Source organism: Streptomyces thermospinosisporus, assembly GCF_039526425.1.
Classification (GTDB): domain Bacteria; phylum Actinomycetota; class Actinomycetes; order Streptomycetales; family Streptomycetaceae; genus Streptomyces; species Streptomyces thermocarboxydovorans.
This window is the reverse complement of the sequence record NZ_BAAAIZ010000069.1, coordinates 1-13,255: the sequence shown is the minus strand read 5'-3', so window position 1 is coordinate 13,255 and position 13,255 is coordinate 1. Positions and strand designations below refer to the sequence as shown.

Annotated in this window: 16 protein-coding genes; 5 read left to right on the top strand and 11 right to left on the bottom strand. The window is 75.0% G+C overall.

The annotated features are described in order from the left end of the window. The first annotated feature begins 39 nt into the window (after nucleotides 1–39). From ABD207_RS22060 to ABD207_RS22050, 3 genes are read left to right on the top strand one after another with little or no spacing between them, the layout of a single operon-like run. The gene (locus tag ABD207_RS22060; RefSeq protein WP_344014837.1) at nucleotides 40–270 is read left to right on the top strand and encodes a hypothetical protein; all 231 of its coding nucleotides are present in this window, start codon (nucleotides 40–42) and stop codon (nucleotides 268–270) included. Continuing rightward, complete coding sequence (locus tag ABD207_RS22055) at nucleotides 231–470, top strand: hypothetical protein (RefSeq protein ID WP_344014836.1); 240 nt, start codon at nucleotides 231–233, stop codon at nucleotides 468–470. The genes ABD207_RS22060 and ABD207_RS22055 overlap by 40 nt, the downstream gene beginning before the upstream one ends. Beyond that, entirely contained in the window at nucleotides 467–646 is a 180-nt protein-coding gene (locus ABD207_RS22050) for a hypothetical protein (RefSeq protein ID WP_344014835.1), read from the top strand. The genes ABD207_RS22055 and ABD207_RS22050 overlap by 4 nt, the downstream gene beginning before the upstream one ends. Nucleotides 647–648: 2 nt before the next feature. Here ABD207_RS22050 and ABD207_RS22045 read toward each other — a convergent pair whose 3' ends face one another. Next, nucleotides 649–1,245, bottom strand: coding sequence for an ANTAR domain-containing protein (locus tag ABD207_RS22045; protein WP_344014834.1), 597 nt, complete (start codon nucleotides 1,243–1,245; stop codon nucleotides 649–651). Between the two features lie 478 nt (nucleotides 1,246–1,723). Here ABD207_RS22045 and ABD207_RS22040 point away from each other — a divergent pair, with 478 nt between their 5' ends. Then, nucleotides 1,724–2,686 (top strand): anti-sigma factor RsbA family regulatory protein, encoded by a 963-nt coding sequence (locus tag ABD207_RS22040; protein WP_344014833.1) that lies wholly within the window; start codon nucleotides 1,724–1,726, stop codon nucleotides 2,684–2,686. An 8-nt stretch (nucleotides 2,687–2,694) separates the two neighbouring features. On the opposite strand, the gene mreB is transcribed toward ABD207_RS22040, so the two are convergent. The 4 genes from mreB to ABD207_RS22020 form a co-directional block, all read right to left on the bottom strand. Further along, a complete protein-coding gene (gene mreB / locus ABD207_RS22035; protein WP_344014832.1) occupies nucleotides 2,695–3,732 on the bottom strand; it encodes a rod shape-determining protein in 1,038 nt (345 codons plus the stop codon). Between the two features lie 203 nt (nucleotides 3,733–3,935). Further along, complete coding sequence (locus ABD207_RS22030) at nucleotides 3,936–5,285, bottom strand: carboxyl transferase domain-containing protein (protein WP_344014831.1); 1,350 nt, start codon at nucleotides 5,283–5,285, stop codon at nucleotides 3,936–3,938. Then, nucleotides 5,278–6,732 carry an acyl-CoA synthetase gene (locus ABD207_RS22025; protein WP_344014830.1) on the bottom strand — a complete coding sequence of 485 codons (1,455 nt, stop codon included), beginning with the start codon at nucleotides 6,730–6,732 and terminating at the stop codon, nucleotides 5,278–5,280. Before ABD207_RS22025 ends, ABD207_RS22030 begins: the two co-directional genes overlap by 8 nt. A gap of 3 nt (nucleotides 6,733–6,735) precedes the next feature. Further along, nucleotides 6,736–7,374: an O-methyltransferase gene (locus ABD207_RS22020; protein ID WP_344014829.1), complete on the bottom strand. Its 639-nt coding sequence runs from the start codon at nucleotides 7,372–7,374 to the stop codon at nucleotides 6,736–6,738. 169 nt (nucleotides 7,375–7,543) lie between these two features. Here ABD207_RS22020 and ABD207_RS22015 point away from each other — a divergent pair, with 169 nt between their 5' ends. Further along, nucleotides 7,544–8,416 carry an ATP-grasp domain-containing protein gene (locus tag ABD207_RS22015; protein WP_344014828.1) on the top strand — a complete coding sequence of 291 codons (873 nt, stop codon included), beginning with the start codon at nucleotides 7,544–7,546 and terminating at the stop codon, nucleotides 8,414–8,416. Here the strand turns inward: ABD207_RS22015 and ABD207_RS22010 are convergent. From ABD207_RS22010 to ABD207_RS21985, 6 genes are read right to left on the bottom strand one after another with little or no spacing between them, the layout of a single operon-like run. Then, nucleotides 8,397–9,005: a hypothetical protein gene (locus ABD207_RS22010; protein ID WP_344014827.1), complete on the bottom strand. Its 609-nt coding sequence runs from the start codon at nucleotides 9,003–9,005 to the stop codon at nucleotides 8,397–8,399. The genes ABD207_RS22015 and ABD207_RS22010 overlap by 20 nt on opposite strands. Beyond that, the gene (locus tag ABD207_RS22005; RefSeq protein ID WP_344014826.1) at nucleotides 8,971–9,807 is read right to left on the bottom strand and encodes an FkbM family methyltransferase; all 837 of its coding nucleotides are present in this window, start codon (nucleotides 9,805–9,807) and stop codon (nucleotides 8,971–8,973) included. Before ABD207_RS22005 ends, ABD207_RS22010 begins: the two co-directional genes overlap by 35 nt. Then, the gene (locus tag ABD207_RS22000) at nucleotides 9,804–10,091 is read right to left on the bottom strand and encodes a Trm112 family protein (protein WP_344014824.1); all 288 of its coding nucleotides are present in this window, start codon (nucleotides 10,089–10,091) and stop codon (nucleotides 9,804–9,806) included. The genes ABD207_RS22005 and ABD207_RS22000 overlap by 4 nt, the downstream gene beginning before the upstream one ends. After that, a complete protein-coding gene (locus ABD207_RS21995; RefSeq protein WP_344014970.1) occupies nucleotides 10,088–11,008 on the bottom strand; it encodes a hypothetical protein in 921 nt (306 codons plus the stop codon). Before ABD207_RS21995 ends, ABD207_RS22000 begins: the two co-directional genes overlap by 4 nt. Before the next feature lie 28 nt (nucleotides 11,009–11,036). After that, entirely contained in the window at nucleotides 11,037–11,774 is a 738-nt protein-coding gene (locus ABD207_RS21990; RefSeq protein ID WP_344014823.1) for a class I SAM-dependent methyltransferase, read from the bottom strand. After that, nucleotides 11,775–13,133, bottom strand: a complete 1,359-nt coding sequence (locus tag ABD207_RS21985) for a condensation protein (RefSeq protein WP_344014822.1) — start codon at nucleotides 13,131–13,133, stop codon at nucleotides 11,775–11,777. It lies immediately after the preceding gene. Between the last annotated feature and the right edge of the window lie 122 nt (nucleotides 13,134–13,255).

Sequence of the window (13,255 nt, the reverse complement as noted above, 5' to 3'; positions counted from 1 at the left end):
GAGCTCGCCGCGGGCGTGGAGTGCCCCGCCCTGCGGTTGATGACGGTCGAGGCGGCTCTGCTGGCCTGTATGCAGCCGGATGTGCTGCCCGCTCTGCTCGACGCGGGACTGCCGCAGGACACGCGAGGCCTCCTTCCGTCACGGCTGCGGCCCGACGAGCGGATGCAGATGGTCCTCGATGGCGCGGACGACGCTCTGTGGGGCGCGGCCTGGGAGAGATGCAGGTCGGAATGCGTCTCGGAACCAGGCTGGGACGTGCTGTTCACCTGAGCAAGGGCGCGGCCAACACGGCCGTCGCGGCAGCGGTGCTCGCCGGCATCCTGGGCTACTTCGGGATCGGGCTCGCCGCCGGCGTCGTGCCCGCCGTGGTGCCCTTGCTGTTCGATCTGCGCAAGGTGCGCCTGACCCGCAGCCAGCGTCAGGTGCTGGCCGAACTGAACTTGCACCCGAGGCGAGGGCCGGAGGCATGACCGCCTCCGAGTTGTATGCGTCGCTCCCGGAGGACGTGCGCAACGAGTCGTCCAGGATGGACTTCGAGGACTTTCTGGAGCACTTCCACCGTGCCGGAGTGGCCGACCTGGAGGATGACGGAACCGTCCGGGTGCGCTCGCTGGGCGAGGCCCGGTTCCGCCGCACGGTGCACTGAAGCTAACGGGGGCGGCCGGCCAGCGCCCTGACCAGGGCTTCCCGGATGTCGTCCGGTGGGCCGGAGTCGTCGGTGCCCTCGTCCGGGGTGACCGCTTCCGCGATCTCGCGCAGGCTGCTGCCGGCGAGGCGGGCGGCCTCGCGCAGGACGTCCCAGGCCTCGTCAGAAGTGCAGCCGTAGCGGGCCATCAGGATGCCGCGGGCCCGGTCGACGAGGGGGCGGGCGGCGACGGCGTCGCGGAACTGCTCGATCTCCGACTCCAGGGAGCGGGCCTGTTCCGCCTCCGGGGCGGGGCGTGGAGGCACCGCGCGGGCCGGGTGGTTGAGCGGGTCCGCGGGGTCCAGGCCGGCCGACTCCAGCAGCCGGCGGGGCTGGCCGTTCCAGCGGGTGGCCGTCACCGGCAGGGAGCGGCGCCGGCCGAAGTCCCGCAGGACGTCCAGGAAGCGCAGCCCGGCCGTGTCCATGAAGTGCACGCCGCTCATGTCGACGTCCACCCGGGCCGTGCCGGCGGGCAGCCGGGCCAGCTTCCCGGCCAGGGCCTGCACGCACCCCTGGCCCAGCATGCCGCAGGGGGTGAGCAGGGCCCGGTCTCCGTCCATGCGGGCGCCGATGACCAAGGTGTTGAGCCTTCCCGGGCGTGGGGGTGGTGCCGAGGAGGTCATGTCACCGCCTGGTCGCTGTGAGAGGTCGCTCCGAGGGAAGGGGCCGTGCGCGCGCATCGCCCCCCTGTGTCCCTGTCCCTGCCGTGCTGGGTGCGCCTGCCCCCTTCTGCGCGGACTACACGTACGGGTGGGAATGAGCACGGCCCGACGGGGTATACGCGCGAGCGTTCCCGACGTGAGGAGACGCTTTGGGTACCGACGGCACGGGCGGGGCGCCGCCGTGTGCGGCCGGGGCGCCCGCGCGTCTCCCGGCATGCCCGCCGGAGCGGGCGGCGGACGGCCGCCGGTGCGTGGTGCAGCGGCCGCCACCCGCACGCGACCGGCGTCCGGGGCCGGTCCGCCGGCGCTCGCCTCGACGAAGTCCGGGGCCGGTTGGCCGGCGATCCAGGGGCCAGGCCATGAGTGCGGCGATGCCATGAGTGCGAAGACGGAACACCCCGAGGCCGGGCAGGACCGCCCGGATCCCTTCGTCCACCTCGCGTTCTTCCACCGGGACGAGCGGCAGTACATCGACGGCACCGTCTCCTTCGTGCGCGAGGGGCTCGCCGCCGGTGACCCCGTGGCGGTGGCCGTGCCCGGGGACAGGCTGCGGCTGGTCCGGGACGCCCTCGGCGACGACGCCGGCCTGGTGCATCTGCTGGACATGCGGGAGGCCGGACGCAATCCCGGCCGGATCATCCCCGGAGTGCTGCACAGGTTCGCCGACGCCCCGCCGGAGGGGCGGCGGGTGCGGATCGTGGGCGAGCCGGTCTGGCCCGGACGCTCCCCGCAGGAGTACCCCGCCTGTGTGCAGCACGAGGCGCTCATCAACGCGGCCTTCCGGGGCCGTACGGTCACGATCCTGTGCCCCTACGACGAGCGGGGGCTGCCCGAGCGGGCGCTGATCGACGCTCGTGCCACTCATCCGGCCGTGATTCGCGCCGGCTCGCGGGTGCGGTGGCCGAGCGAGGCGTACGCGCCTGAGGAGGCCGTCGCCCGGTACAACGAGCCGTTGCCGCTGGTCGCGGGCGCGCTGACGCTGCCGTTCGAGGCCGGGACGCTCACCCGGGTGCGGCACGCCGCCGCGGACGAGGGGCGGCGGCTCGGGCTCACCGGCGTCCGGCTGGAGGATCTGGCGCTGGCCACGGCCGAGCTGACCACCAACAGCGTGGTGCACGGCGGCGGCACGGGAGTGCTGCGCGTATGGGCGGACGGCGGGGACGTGCTGTGCGAGGTGCGTGACCGGGGGCGGCTCACCGATCCGCTCGCCGGACGCCGGCCGCCGGTGCGCGGGCGGGGCGGCGGGCGCGGGCTGCTGCTGGTCCATCTGATCGCCGACCTGGTGCGCGTGCACACCGGAGAGGACGGCACGACGATCCGCTGCTGGTTCGCGCGCTGAGCGCAGGGTCAGGTCGCCAGGTGTGCCAGCTCCAGCGGGGTGATCTTGCCTTCGAGCATGGCGCCCAGGCCCTGCACGGCACACACGTCGGGGCGGTCGGCGATGTGCACCGGCATGCCGGTCGCCTCCCGCAGCATCTGGTCCAGGCCCGGCAGCAGGGCGCTGCCGCCGACCATCATGATGCCCCGGTCCGCGAGGTCGGCGACGAGATCCGGCGGGCAGTTGCGCAGCACCTTGCCGATGCCGTCCAGGACGGCGGTGAGCGGGGTCTGGATGGCCTGCCGCACCGCGGCCGTGTCCACCTTGACCGAGCGGGCGAGGCCCGTGGCGACGTCCCTGCCGTGGATCTCCGTCGACTCGGGGCCCTGCGGGGTGAGGCCGTTGCCGGACAGGGCGAGCTGCAGAGGCCGTACCGACTGGCTGGGCAGCATCAGCTCGTGCTGGTGACGCAGGTGCTGCACGATGGCGTTGTCCACCGCGTCACCGCCGACCGGGATCCGCTCGGCGGTCACGATCGAGCCGAGCGACAGCACCGCCACCTGGGTGGCCGCCGCCCCGCACACCATGATCATGGTCGCCTCGGGGCGCTCCACGGGCAGACCGCAGCCGACGGCGGCGGCGATCAGCGTGTCCACCAGCTCCACCCGGCGGGCGCCGAGGCCCACCAGGGTCTCGATCGCGGCGCGCCGGGCGAGCGGGTCGGCGTCGTGCGGCGTGCAGGCGGCGGCGCGCAGTCTGGGCCTGCGCCGCAGATTGCGGCGGATCCGGTCGCCGAGCAGATGCCGCAGCATGCGCTGCGCCATGTCGATGTCGACGACCGTGCCGCCGGAGACGGGCCGGACCACCCGGATGTAGTCCGGCGTCCGCCCGGTCATCTTCTCCGCGAACTCGCCCACCGCGATCAGTGCGCCGGTGCGGGTGTTGACGGCGGCGGCGGAGGGCTGGTCGACGACGAGCCCGGCGCCCTTGACGTACACCCGGGTGCGGGCCGCGCCCAGGTCGACGGCGAAGTGGCAGCGGCGCAACTGCTCCAGACTGGCGGTCACGGCAGAACCTCCCGAGTGCGCGGACCGACGGCCCGCCGGATGGCGAACCTCACCGTCATCGTGCGCGGCGGCCGGAGCGGGCGCCCTTCGTGGGGGGCCGGGCGGGGGGCCGCTGAATGGGGGTCACCTTTTCCGGGGAACTCCATAGAACTCCGGGGAACCAGGTGACCCCCTTTCCGGTCAGGGGGTCCCGTCTTGCCGGGTCAGGGGGTCACGTCGCGGATCCCGCGCACCACCCCGAGCGCCGTCAGATCCTGGGGGCGCAGCCGGAGTTGACCGGCCGTCGACTCGACCTCGCCGGGCGGGCGCTTGAGGATCGCGGCCGCGAGCTCCGGAGCGATCACCGAGAAGTAGCTGTCGGGTGTGGCCCAGGTGTTGCCGGGCGCAGCCGGCGCCAGCGCGCCGCCGGAGCCGCCCTCGCCGATGACCAGGGTGGTGACGGGCGTGCGGGCGGCGGCCACCGCGCCGAACAGCTCCGCGATCGCCGGGCCCGCGCCCTGGCGTTCCGCCTCGGCGTCATTGGCCGCGCCCGGCGTGTCCACCAGCGTCAGCACCGGGATGCCCAGCCGGTCCGCGAGCCGGATCAGCCGCGCGGCCGTCCGGTACCCGGCGGGCCGGGTCGCCGCCCCGGTCTGCGCGGCGTAGGCGACGGTACGGCCCCGGTGCTCGCCGAAGCCGCACAGCATGCCGTCGGGGTCGGTGCCGCCGCAGCGGTCGCCGCTGATCGCCAGCCGGTGGGTGAAGTAGGCGTCCAGGTAGGCGTGCGCGCGGGGACGCCGCGGGGAGCGCGCCCGGCGCACCGCGTCCCAGCCGGTGGCCGGCAGGGTGCTGCTGCCGAGGGCGGCCGGGACGGGGGCGGGCTCGACCGGCTGACCGGGCCGTCCCCCGGACAGCAGGCGCAGCCAGGCCGCCAGGGTGTCCCGCAGCTCCTCCGGGCGCACCACGGCGTCCGCCGAGCCCGCCGCCACCTGCGCCTCGGCCGTGTACGCCGCCGGGTCGGCGTCCGGAGGACGCACCCGCGAGCCGGCGAAGCCTACCTGGGCGCCGGGCAGGGCCAGCACGATGTCGGCGCCCGCGCCGAGGGTGGCCCAGCCGCCGCCGGTCGTGGGGTCGCGAAGCACCGCGATCTGCGCCAGGCCCGCCTCGCGGGTGAGCGCCGACTCGCGGGCCACGCGCTGAAGCTGCGTCAGGGCGAGCATGCCCTCCTGCATCCGGCTGCCGCCCGTGGCGATCAGCGGCACCACCGGCAGCCGCTGCTTGCGGGCGTGGGTGTACGCCGCGACCAGCCGGTCGCCGGTGCGCTCGCCGAGGGAGCCGCCCAGATAGCCGAACTCGAACGCGATCAGCACGGCGCGGGTGCCGCCGATGCGGGCGGTGCCGCAGATCACCGACTCCTGCTCGCCGGTGCGCTCGGCGGCGCGGGCGCGGGCGGCGTCGTAGCCCGGCCAGCCGAGCGGGCCGTCGGGCGGGGACTGCCGTGCGGGGGCGGGCAGTTCGGTGAAGTCGTCGGTGACCAGGGCGAGGGTCTCGCGGGCGGAGAGTCCGTCAGCCATGGCTCAGCGCCCGCTTCATGATCTTGCCCATGTCGTTGCGGGGGAGCGCCTGAAGATGGTGCACCACGCGCGGGCGCTTGTGCGGGGCGAGGCGGCGGGCCACGTGTTCGGCCAGCTCCTCCAGGCCGGGCGGGGACTGCGGGTCGGCCGGCACCACCCAGGCCACGATCCGCTCCCCGAGGTCGCTGTCCGGCTCACCGGTCACCGCGGCCTCCCGCACGCCCGGATGCTCAAGGAGCGCGTTCTCGATCTCCCCGGCCCCGATCTTGTAGCCGCCGCTCTTGATCAGGTCGGTGGCCTTGCGGCCGACGATCCGCACAGAGCCGTCCGGCTCGCGCACCGCCATGTCGCCGGTGCGGAACCAGCCGTCGGCGGTGAAGGCGGCCGCCGTGGCGTCGGGCCGGTTGAGGTACTCGGTGAACAGGTTCGGCCCGCGCACCTGGATCTCGCCGACGGTCTCCCCGTCGTACGCCGTCACCGGCGTGCCGTCCTCCTCCACCAGCCGCAGCTCCACGCCCGGCAGCGGCACGCCCACCGTGCCGGGGCGGGCCTCGCCGTCGGCGCGGACGCTGGTGTTCATCAGCGTCTCCGTCATGCCGTACCGCTCGATCACCCGGCGGCCGGTGGCCGCGGCGATCCGCTCGTGGTCGTGCACGGGCAGCGCGGCCGAGCCGGACACCAGCAGCCGCGCACCGGACAGCGCCTTGACCAGCTCCGGCTCCCCGGGCAGCGCCTCCGCGATCCGGTGGTACATCGTCGGCACACCGAACAGCATGGTCGCGCCCGAGTTCAGCTCCCGCGCCACGCCCTGGGTGGTGAAGCGGCCGAGGTGACGCACCGAGCCGCCGCGCCGGAGCGGCCCGAGAACGCCCAGCACCAGCCCGTGCACATGGAACAGCGGCAGCCCGTGCACCAGCACGTCCTCACCGGTCCACTGCCAGGCGTCGGCGAGCGCGTCCAGCGTGGCGGCGATCGCCCGCCGCGGGATGACGGCACCCTTGGGCGGCCCGGTCGTGCCGGACGTGTAGACGATCAGCGCGGGGTCCTCGTCACCGGCACGCTCCTCGAGCGGCCCGGGCGCGGTGTCGGTCACGTCGGCATCGACGTCGAGGAGCGTCAAGTCCCTTACCGCAACCGGAAGTTCGGCGCCCGGTGCGGCGAGCACGAGCTCGGGCGCGCTGTCGGCCAGGATGTGCCCGAGCTCCTTCTCACCCGACTTGGGGTTCAGCGGCACGACCGCCACGCCGGCGAGCAGTCCGGCCGTGACCGCGACCGTGGTCTCCAGCTCCGGTGCCGCCCACACGGCGACCCGGCGGGCGTCCCGCAGGCGGCCGGCCACGGCGGCGGCCGCCGCGCCGAGCTGCCCGTAGGTCAGCGCACGGTCCCCGAAGCGCAGGGCGGGCCGGTCGGCCGGGCCGTCGGTCAGGGCCGGGAAGAGAGAGGACACGGGTCAGGCTCCTCGGGGTGCGTGGCCGGTCGCCGCACCGTCTCGGCGGCGCGTACCGACCAGTGTGGCCAGGTCCTTGGCGAGCGGCAGCTCCACCGCATGCAGGTCGGGGTGCTCCAGCCAGTGCAGCCGGGGAAGATCGACCTCGCCGTCCAGCAGCGGGGGCCACCCGCCGGCCGGGGTGAAGTCGTCGATGACGATCCGCCCGCCCGGCCGCAGCAGCCGGGCCGGTTCGGCCGGGGTGTCACCGGCCCGCTTGGCGTTCCCTCCGCCGTCCAGCACCAGCAGGTCGTACGGGGCGCGCTCCTCGATCCGGCGCCAGTCACCGGTGAGGATCTCGACCTCGGGGACGTCGGCGAACACCTCCGCCGCGACCCGGGCCCGGTCGGGGTCCAGCTCGACACTGACGAGCCGCACGCCCGCCCGCGCCCCCGAGGCCAGCCAGGCCAGCCCCACGCCGCAGCCCGTGCCGGTCTCCCCGATCACCCCCTGCGCCCCGGCGGCCAGCGCCTGCAGCAGCCGCCCCTGCTCGGGACGGCAGGACTTGCCGAACCCGTGCGCCCGAGCGGCGGCCGCGGCGCGGGAGACCAGCGGAGGCACCTGCTCCCCGGAGTCGTATGCGTCCGTTCCTGAGCGTGACATGGCATTGATCCTGCCCGGCCCACAGCGCGGACGACACCGCTCCCTGTTGTGACATAGGCCCCTCCCGGTCAGCGCCCGAACGGGGGCCGGGGGCACGCGCTGTCCCGGTTCCCGGGGGCGTTGTTAGCCTGCGGCGATCTGGTGGTGCTGTGGGAGAGGGAGAGGTGTCGTGGGGCGGATAGCGCTTGTGACCTGCCGGCCGGGGCCGGAGGTGGCGGAGGACCGGGATCTGCCGGGGCTGGTGCGGGCGCTGGAGGCGGCCGGGGCCGAAGCGGTGGCGGTGGCGTGGGATGAGGAGGGGGTCGAGTGGGGGAGTTTTGATCTTGCCGTCATCCGGTCGACCTGGGACTACAGCTGGCGGGCGGCGGAGTTCATCGCGTGGGCCGAGCGGTGCGGGAGGGCGACGCGGCTGGCCAATCCGGCGGACGTGGTGCGGTGGAACGCGGACAAGCGCTACCTCGGGGAGCTGGGGGCGGCCGGGGTGCCGGTGGTGGAGACCCGGTATGTGGCGGCGGGGGAGCCGGTCGAGCTGCCCGAGGAAGGGGAGTTCGTCGTCAAGCCGACGTCCGGGGCGGGGGCCCGGCTCGCTGCCCGTTACTCGGCGGAGGAGCACGAGGCCGCCGTGCGGCAGATCCGGCGGATGCATGCCGAGGGGTTCACGGCGATGGTGCAGCCGTATGTGCGCAGCGTGGATACGGCGGGGGAGCGGGCGCTGCAGTTCTTCGGCGGGAGTCTGCTGCACGCCAGTCGCAAGGGGGCGGTGCTGGCGCCCGGTACTCCCTACGACGCCCGCAAGACGGCTCATCCGGGGCTGGTGGCGTGGACGCCGACGGAGGAGGAACTCGCGGTGGCGGAGCGGGCGTTGGGGGCCGTGCCCGGGGCGCCCGAGCTGCTGTACGCGCGGGTGGATCTGGTGGACGGTGACGACGGGCGGCCGCGGGTGATGGAGCTGGAGCTGGTGGAGCCGGATCTGTTCCTGTGGCTGCATCCGGAGTCGGTGCCGCGGGTGGTGGAGGCCGTGCTCAAGGCTGCTGGGGGCTGATGGTGGTTCGCTGGAGCAGGCCCCAGGTGAATTCGGCGGTCACCTCGTGGGGCACGCCTTCCGCGTCCGGTGCGGTGAAGGCGAGAGCCCAGCGGGTGGGGGCGGAGCCCTGGAGGGGGCGGGCCGGGGCGAAGGCGCGGGCGGCCTCGTCGACGGTGCAGGACCACGGGGTGAGGTCCTCCAGCGTGCGCAGCGCGGGCGGCTCGGCGTGCGGGGCGCGGACCAGCCAGGCGTTCCACACCGTGCCGTCCGGAGCGGTCAGCACCTCGAAGCGGAGGTCCGGCCAGAGCGGCAGCGGCCACAGCCAGGCCTCGCAGTCCAGGTCGCCGGTCCGGCGCGGCGTGTGCGACTCCGGTTCGCCCAGCACCGAGCGGTAGCGGGCGAGCGCCGGGCGGGAGCGGGGCGAGCGGACCATCGCCTGCCAGCGCTTGTTGGCCTCCCGCATCCGGGCGCGGGACACCCCCAGCTCACGGCGGGCGTCCTCCACCAGGTCCGGGTTGTGGTCGGCCATGCGGCGCAGCAGCACGAGCTGGAAGTCCAGCGGGCCGAAGGGTTCAGCGGGGCGTTCTCCTGTGGGCACGGGCACCATCGTCGCGCACCGGGAACTCGCCGGGGCGCCGGCCGTCCGGCAGGAACAGCACCGAGTTGACGTAGCGGGGGCCGCGCAGGACGCCGTAGGGCAGGACCCGGCGGAGCAGGCCACGGGTGACGGCGTAGGACGCCTCGGCCTGGTGGGCCTCCAGCGGGAAGCGGGACAGCGGGAGCCAGGTGTCGCCGGGCAGCACCCAGCCGTCGTAGCCGAGCAGCGACAGATACGTCACCACGGGGGCGACGGGCTGGATGCGGGACTCCAGCTCGATGAAGAGGGCCGGCCGGTCGCGGGCCAGCAGGCCGGTCGCCCCGCGCAGCACCGCGGACTCGCTGCCGTCCACGTCGATCTTGATGAAGCCGACGTTCTTCAGGCCCAGTTCGTCCAGGGTGACGCAGCTGACGTCCAGGGCCCGGCCGTGGATGTCCCGGCGGACCAGCGACGACACCCCGCGGTCGCCGCCGTCGTCCGAGGGCAGCCACAGGCGGGCGATGCCGGGACGGTCGGAGGCGGCGGCGCGCACCACCCGTACGTTGTGCGGGGAGGTGGTGGCGAGCAGCCGGGCCAGATGCGGCACCGGTTCGACGGTCACCACCCGGCGGGCGCGCCCGGCCAGCCGGCGCGTCCAGGGGCCGTACCAGCCGCCGACGTCCACCGCCGTGTCGCAGTCGGGCGGGCAGAGGTCGGCGAGCCGCGCCAGCTCCGGCTCGAAGCGTGGGTAGACGGCACGGGCCGCGGCGGCGACGACCCGGGTGGGCAGGAAGGACGCCACGCGGGCCGAGAGGGTCCGGTGTCCGGTCATGGGGTGGGGTCCTCCGGTTCGTCCGGATCCGGCGCCTCGCCTTTGTCCGGCGCCCCGGACTGGACGGGCTCCTCGGGGCTGAGGAGGCTCAGCAGCTCCTCGTGCTCCTCCTCCGAGAGCTGCTCGCCGGAGGACGGCAGCAACTGCGGGATGCCGTCGAGGATGGGATAGCGGCGGCGCAGGCGCGGGTTGTACAGCGCCTCCCGTTCTCCGGGCACCAGACGCAGGGGGCCCTTGTCGAGCGGGCAGGCCAGGATCTTCAGCAGCGGGTCGTCGGGTTTCACGGCGGGGTCAGCTCCTTCGCGCCGGTCGGGGAGGGTGGGGCGGCGGTGTCGTGTTTCGGCATGGCGAGGAGCACGGCCACCGCGAGGACGATGCCCGCGACGCGCAGGGCCAGCCGCAGCGGCTCGTCGGGCAGCTCCTCGCCGAACGCCAGGGTGCCGAGCACCGCCGTGTACAGGCAGGTCACGGTCGTGCACACCGGCACGATCAGCGAGGCCCGGCAGCGCTGCAGCGCGGCCTGCGACATCACAAGGCCGAACGCGCCGGTGAACATCAGCAGATAGGGGTAGGGGGAGCGCAGCAGCCCGAGCAGCGCACCGCCGAGGCCGCCGCCGCTGGTCAGATGGCTGGAGACGCCCTTGATGGCGAGCGAGCTGACGCCGTAGAGCAGGCCCACGGCCACGCCGTACTCCACGCCGGTGGTGGGCAGCCGGTGCCGGTGCCGGGCGTTGCGCTCGGCCGAGCCGTACAGCCACACCCCGGCCGCCAGCGACGGCACGCACACCAGCAGCACCAGCGGATACGGCGCCTCGCGGCCGACGGTGTCGGCGCCCGGCCCGCCCTCGCGCAGCGACAGCACCACCATCAGCAGCGCCAGCAGGATCGCGGCGAGTGCGTACCGCTCCCGGCCGCTGGTGCGCTCCCCGAGCAGCCGCGCCGACAGCAGGACGAGCAGCACGAGCCCGGAGACGAAGATGCCCTGCGCGGCGGCGATCGGCAGGGTGGCGTACACCGCCAGCTGGGCGCCGAAACCGGCGGCGAGCGCCAGCGAGCCGCCGATCCACAGGGGGCTGCCCAGCACCAGCCGCAGCAGCCGCGCCGGCTGACGGATCGTTACTGCGGGCAGTCTGGCGAGCGCCCGCTTCTCCAGGACGAACCCGCCGCTGTACAGGACGTTCGCCAACAGGGCCGCGACCACTCCCCACCACATGCCTGACCTCCCCCCTTCACGTCCTTCGCGCGTGCAGCAGCAGGATCGACGCGAGCGACGGCCTGGCGCAGGCCAGCCGGTCCAGCGGGCGCAGCGGGCGCGGCACCCCGTGGAACGGCGCACCCTCCAGCCGTACGACGGTGAACCCGCAGGCGGCGACGAACTCCCGCAGCGCGCGGGCGGTGTACAGCCGCAGATGCCCGACCACCTCGGTGCCCGGCCGGCCGTGGATGCCGCGCAGGCTGACCTCGGAGAACACCGGCTGCACCCCCGCCAGCAGCAGCGCCCGGTTGTACCAGGCGGCGAGGTTCGGGGTGGACAGCATCAGATGACCGCCGGGACGCAGCACCCGGCGGAGCTCGTCCAGCGCCGCGTCCGGGTCGACGAGATGCTCGATCACCTCGCTGAACAGCACCGCGTCCGCCGAAGCACCGGCGAACGGCAGCCCGCCGCCGGTCAGTTCGCCGCGCACCACGTACGGGATGCGGGTGCGGGCGCGGGCCAGCGCGTCCTGGGACCAGTCGACGCCGACGATGCGGTGGCCGCGCAGGAAGGGCGCGGCGGTGGCGGCGGCGCTGCCGTCGCCGCAGCCGATGTCCAGCACGGTCTTCGCACCTGACGCCCCGGCCGGTCCGAGCGCGCGGGCCAGCATGCGGGCCTGGCGGCGGCTGCGGGCCGGTCCTGAGGCGACCGGCACGGCCGGGTTCTCGTAGAAGTCGCGCAGGTCGCGGGGCGCGGGTGCGGTGACCGTCACTTAAGTCGCCTCCGTGGTGTGCAGATGGTGCTCGAACAGGTCGCGCAGATGGGCGCCGTCGCCGTGGCTGAGCAGGGACCGGGACCAGCGCAGCGCCAGATGGAGCCGGCCCGCGGTGGAGGCGGTGGTGACGGTGAGGCCACGCGGCATCCGGGCGGGCGCCGAGAACCACACGGCGTGCGCGCGGCCCGCCCGCTCACCGAAGTCCAGCGGGTACGGGACCCGGCCGATGTTGCTGAGCAGGGTGGTCGACGTCCAGGGCGCCGCCGCCCGGCGCAGCGTCCGGGTGAGGGCGGCCCGCCAGGCCACCGGCGCCCAGGGCGCGGTGAGCAGCGTGGCCCCGTGGCCGAGCTGCGGGCGGGGGAGGGACTTCAGCGCGCGGGTGCGCAGCGCGGTGCGGCGCAGCAGCTCCGGCATCTTCGTCGCGTCCAGCTCCTCGGGCGCGAACGGGACCTCGACCAGCCGGGTGCCGTTGCCGATGGGCATGGAGGCGTCACGGGGCCGGTCGTCGACCGGCATGGTGATCCGCAGCGGCCGCGGCCTGGCCCCGTGCTCCCGGTTCCAGTGGGCGATCGTCAGGGCCGTGGTCACCATCAGCTGGTCGTTGACCGTGTACGGCGCGCCCTTGGGCCGGTGCGGCAGCGGCAGCTCGGTGACCAGCATCCCGTTCCCGGGCGACGGCTCGGGCGTGCCGTGGGCGACCCGCGCGGGCCGCGCCCAGTTGGAGGGCAGGCCCGCCGGCGCCTGCGGTGTCTCCGGGGGCCGTACGGGCGGCGCGGCGGGCGAGTTGTCCCGCCCGCCGTACAGCTCGGCGGCGGTGGCGAGGACCCGCAGGCAGGCGGGGCCGTCCAGGGCGGTGTGGTTGATGGTGAGGAACAGCACCGTTCCGCCGGAGCCGGCGGCGGGTGCCTCCGCACGGGGGCGGAGGCCGCCGCGGCCCGCACCCACCTCGGCGCCCACCGCGTCGCTCGCCTCGCTGCCCTCCGCCGCGTGGGCGCCCGCCACCACCTCCAGGCGGATCGGCGGGGACACGGTGAGCGGGGGCGCCTGGGTCAGCGCCCGGGTGCGCGCGTCGCGCAGGGCGTCGGGCCCCGGCGGCGGGAAGGCCACCACCTCCACATCCGGGTCCTCGGTCAGCTCCCACTCGTAGCGGCGCCGGTACCAGCGGCCCGGCGCCTCCCGCATCAGGATGCGCGGGTGCCGGCGCAGCGCCTCGGCGAACGCCGTGCGCAGCCGGGCCTCGTCCAGCGGGCCGGGCAGATGCACCTCGATGTGCACCGTCTCCGGCTCCTCCTCCTGCAGACAGTGCCGGGCGACCTCGTCGACCACCGGGAACGGGATGCGCGGGGGTGCGGTCATACGGAACCGTCCTTCCCCGAGCCGTCCTTCCGCTGGCCGTCCGTCCGTGAGCCGTCCGTCCCCGGGCTGCCCTGTGTCGGGCCACGCTGTCCCGGGGCGCCGTGCCGCGGGCTGCCCTGTGT

Coding starts and splice junctions, on each gene's coding strand:
- ABD207_RS22060 (WP_344014837.1), top strand. CDS start 40: ATGACGGTCGAGGCGGCTCTGCTGGCCTGTATGCAGCCGGATGTGCTG.
- ABD207_RS22055 (WP_344014836.1), top strand. CDS start 231: ATGCGTCTCGGAACCAGGCTGGGACGTGCTGTTCACCTGAGCAAGGGC.
- ABD207_RS22050 (WP_344014835.1), top strand. CDS start 467: ATGACCGCCTCCGAGTTGTATGCGTCGCTCCCGGAGGACGTGCGCAAC.
- ABD207_RS22045 (WP_344014834.1), bottom strand. CDS start 1,245: ATGGACGGAGACCGGGCCCTGCTCACCCCCTGCGGCATGCTGGGCCAG.
- ABD207_RS22040 (WP_344014833.1), top strand. CDS start 1,724: ATGAGTGCGAAGACGGAACACCCCGAGGCCGGGCAGGACCGCCCGGAT.
- ABD207_RS22030 (WP_344014831.1), bottom strand. CDS start 5,285: ATGGCTGACGGACTCTCCGCCCGCGAGACCCTCGCCCTGGTCACCGAC.
- ABD207_RS22020 (WP_344014829.1), bottom strand. CDS start 7,374: ATGTCACGCTCAGGAACGGACGCATACGACTCCGGGGAGCAGGTGCCT.
- ABD207_RS22010 (WP_344014827.1), bottom strand. CDS start 9,005: ATGGTGCCCGTGCCCACAGGAGAACGCCCCGCTGAACCCTTCGGCCCG.
- ABD207_RS22005 (WP_344014826.1), bottom strand. CDS start 9,807: ATGACCGGACACCGGACCCTCTCGGCCCGCGTGGCGTCCTTCCTGCCC.
- ABD207_RS21985 (WP_344014822.1), bottom strand. CDS start 13,133: ATGACCGCACCCCCGCGCATCCCGTTCCCGGTGGTCGACGAGGTCGCC.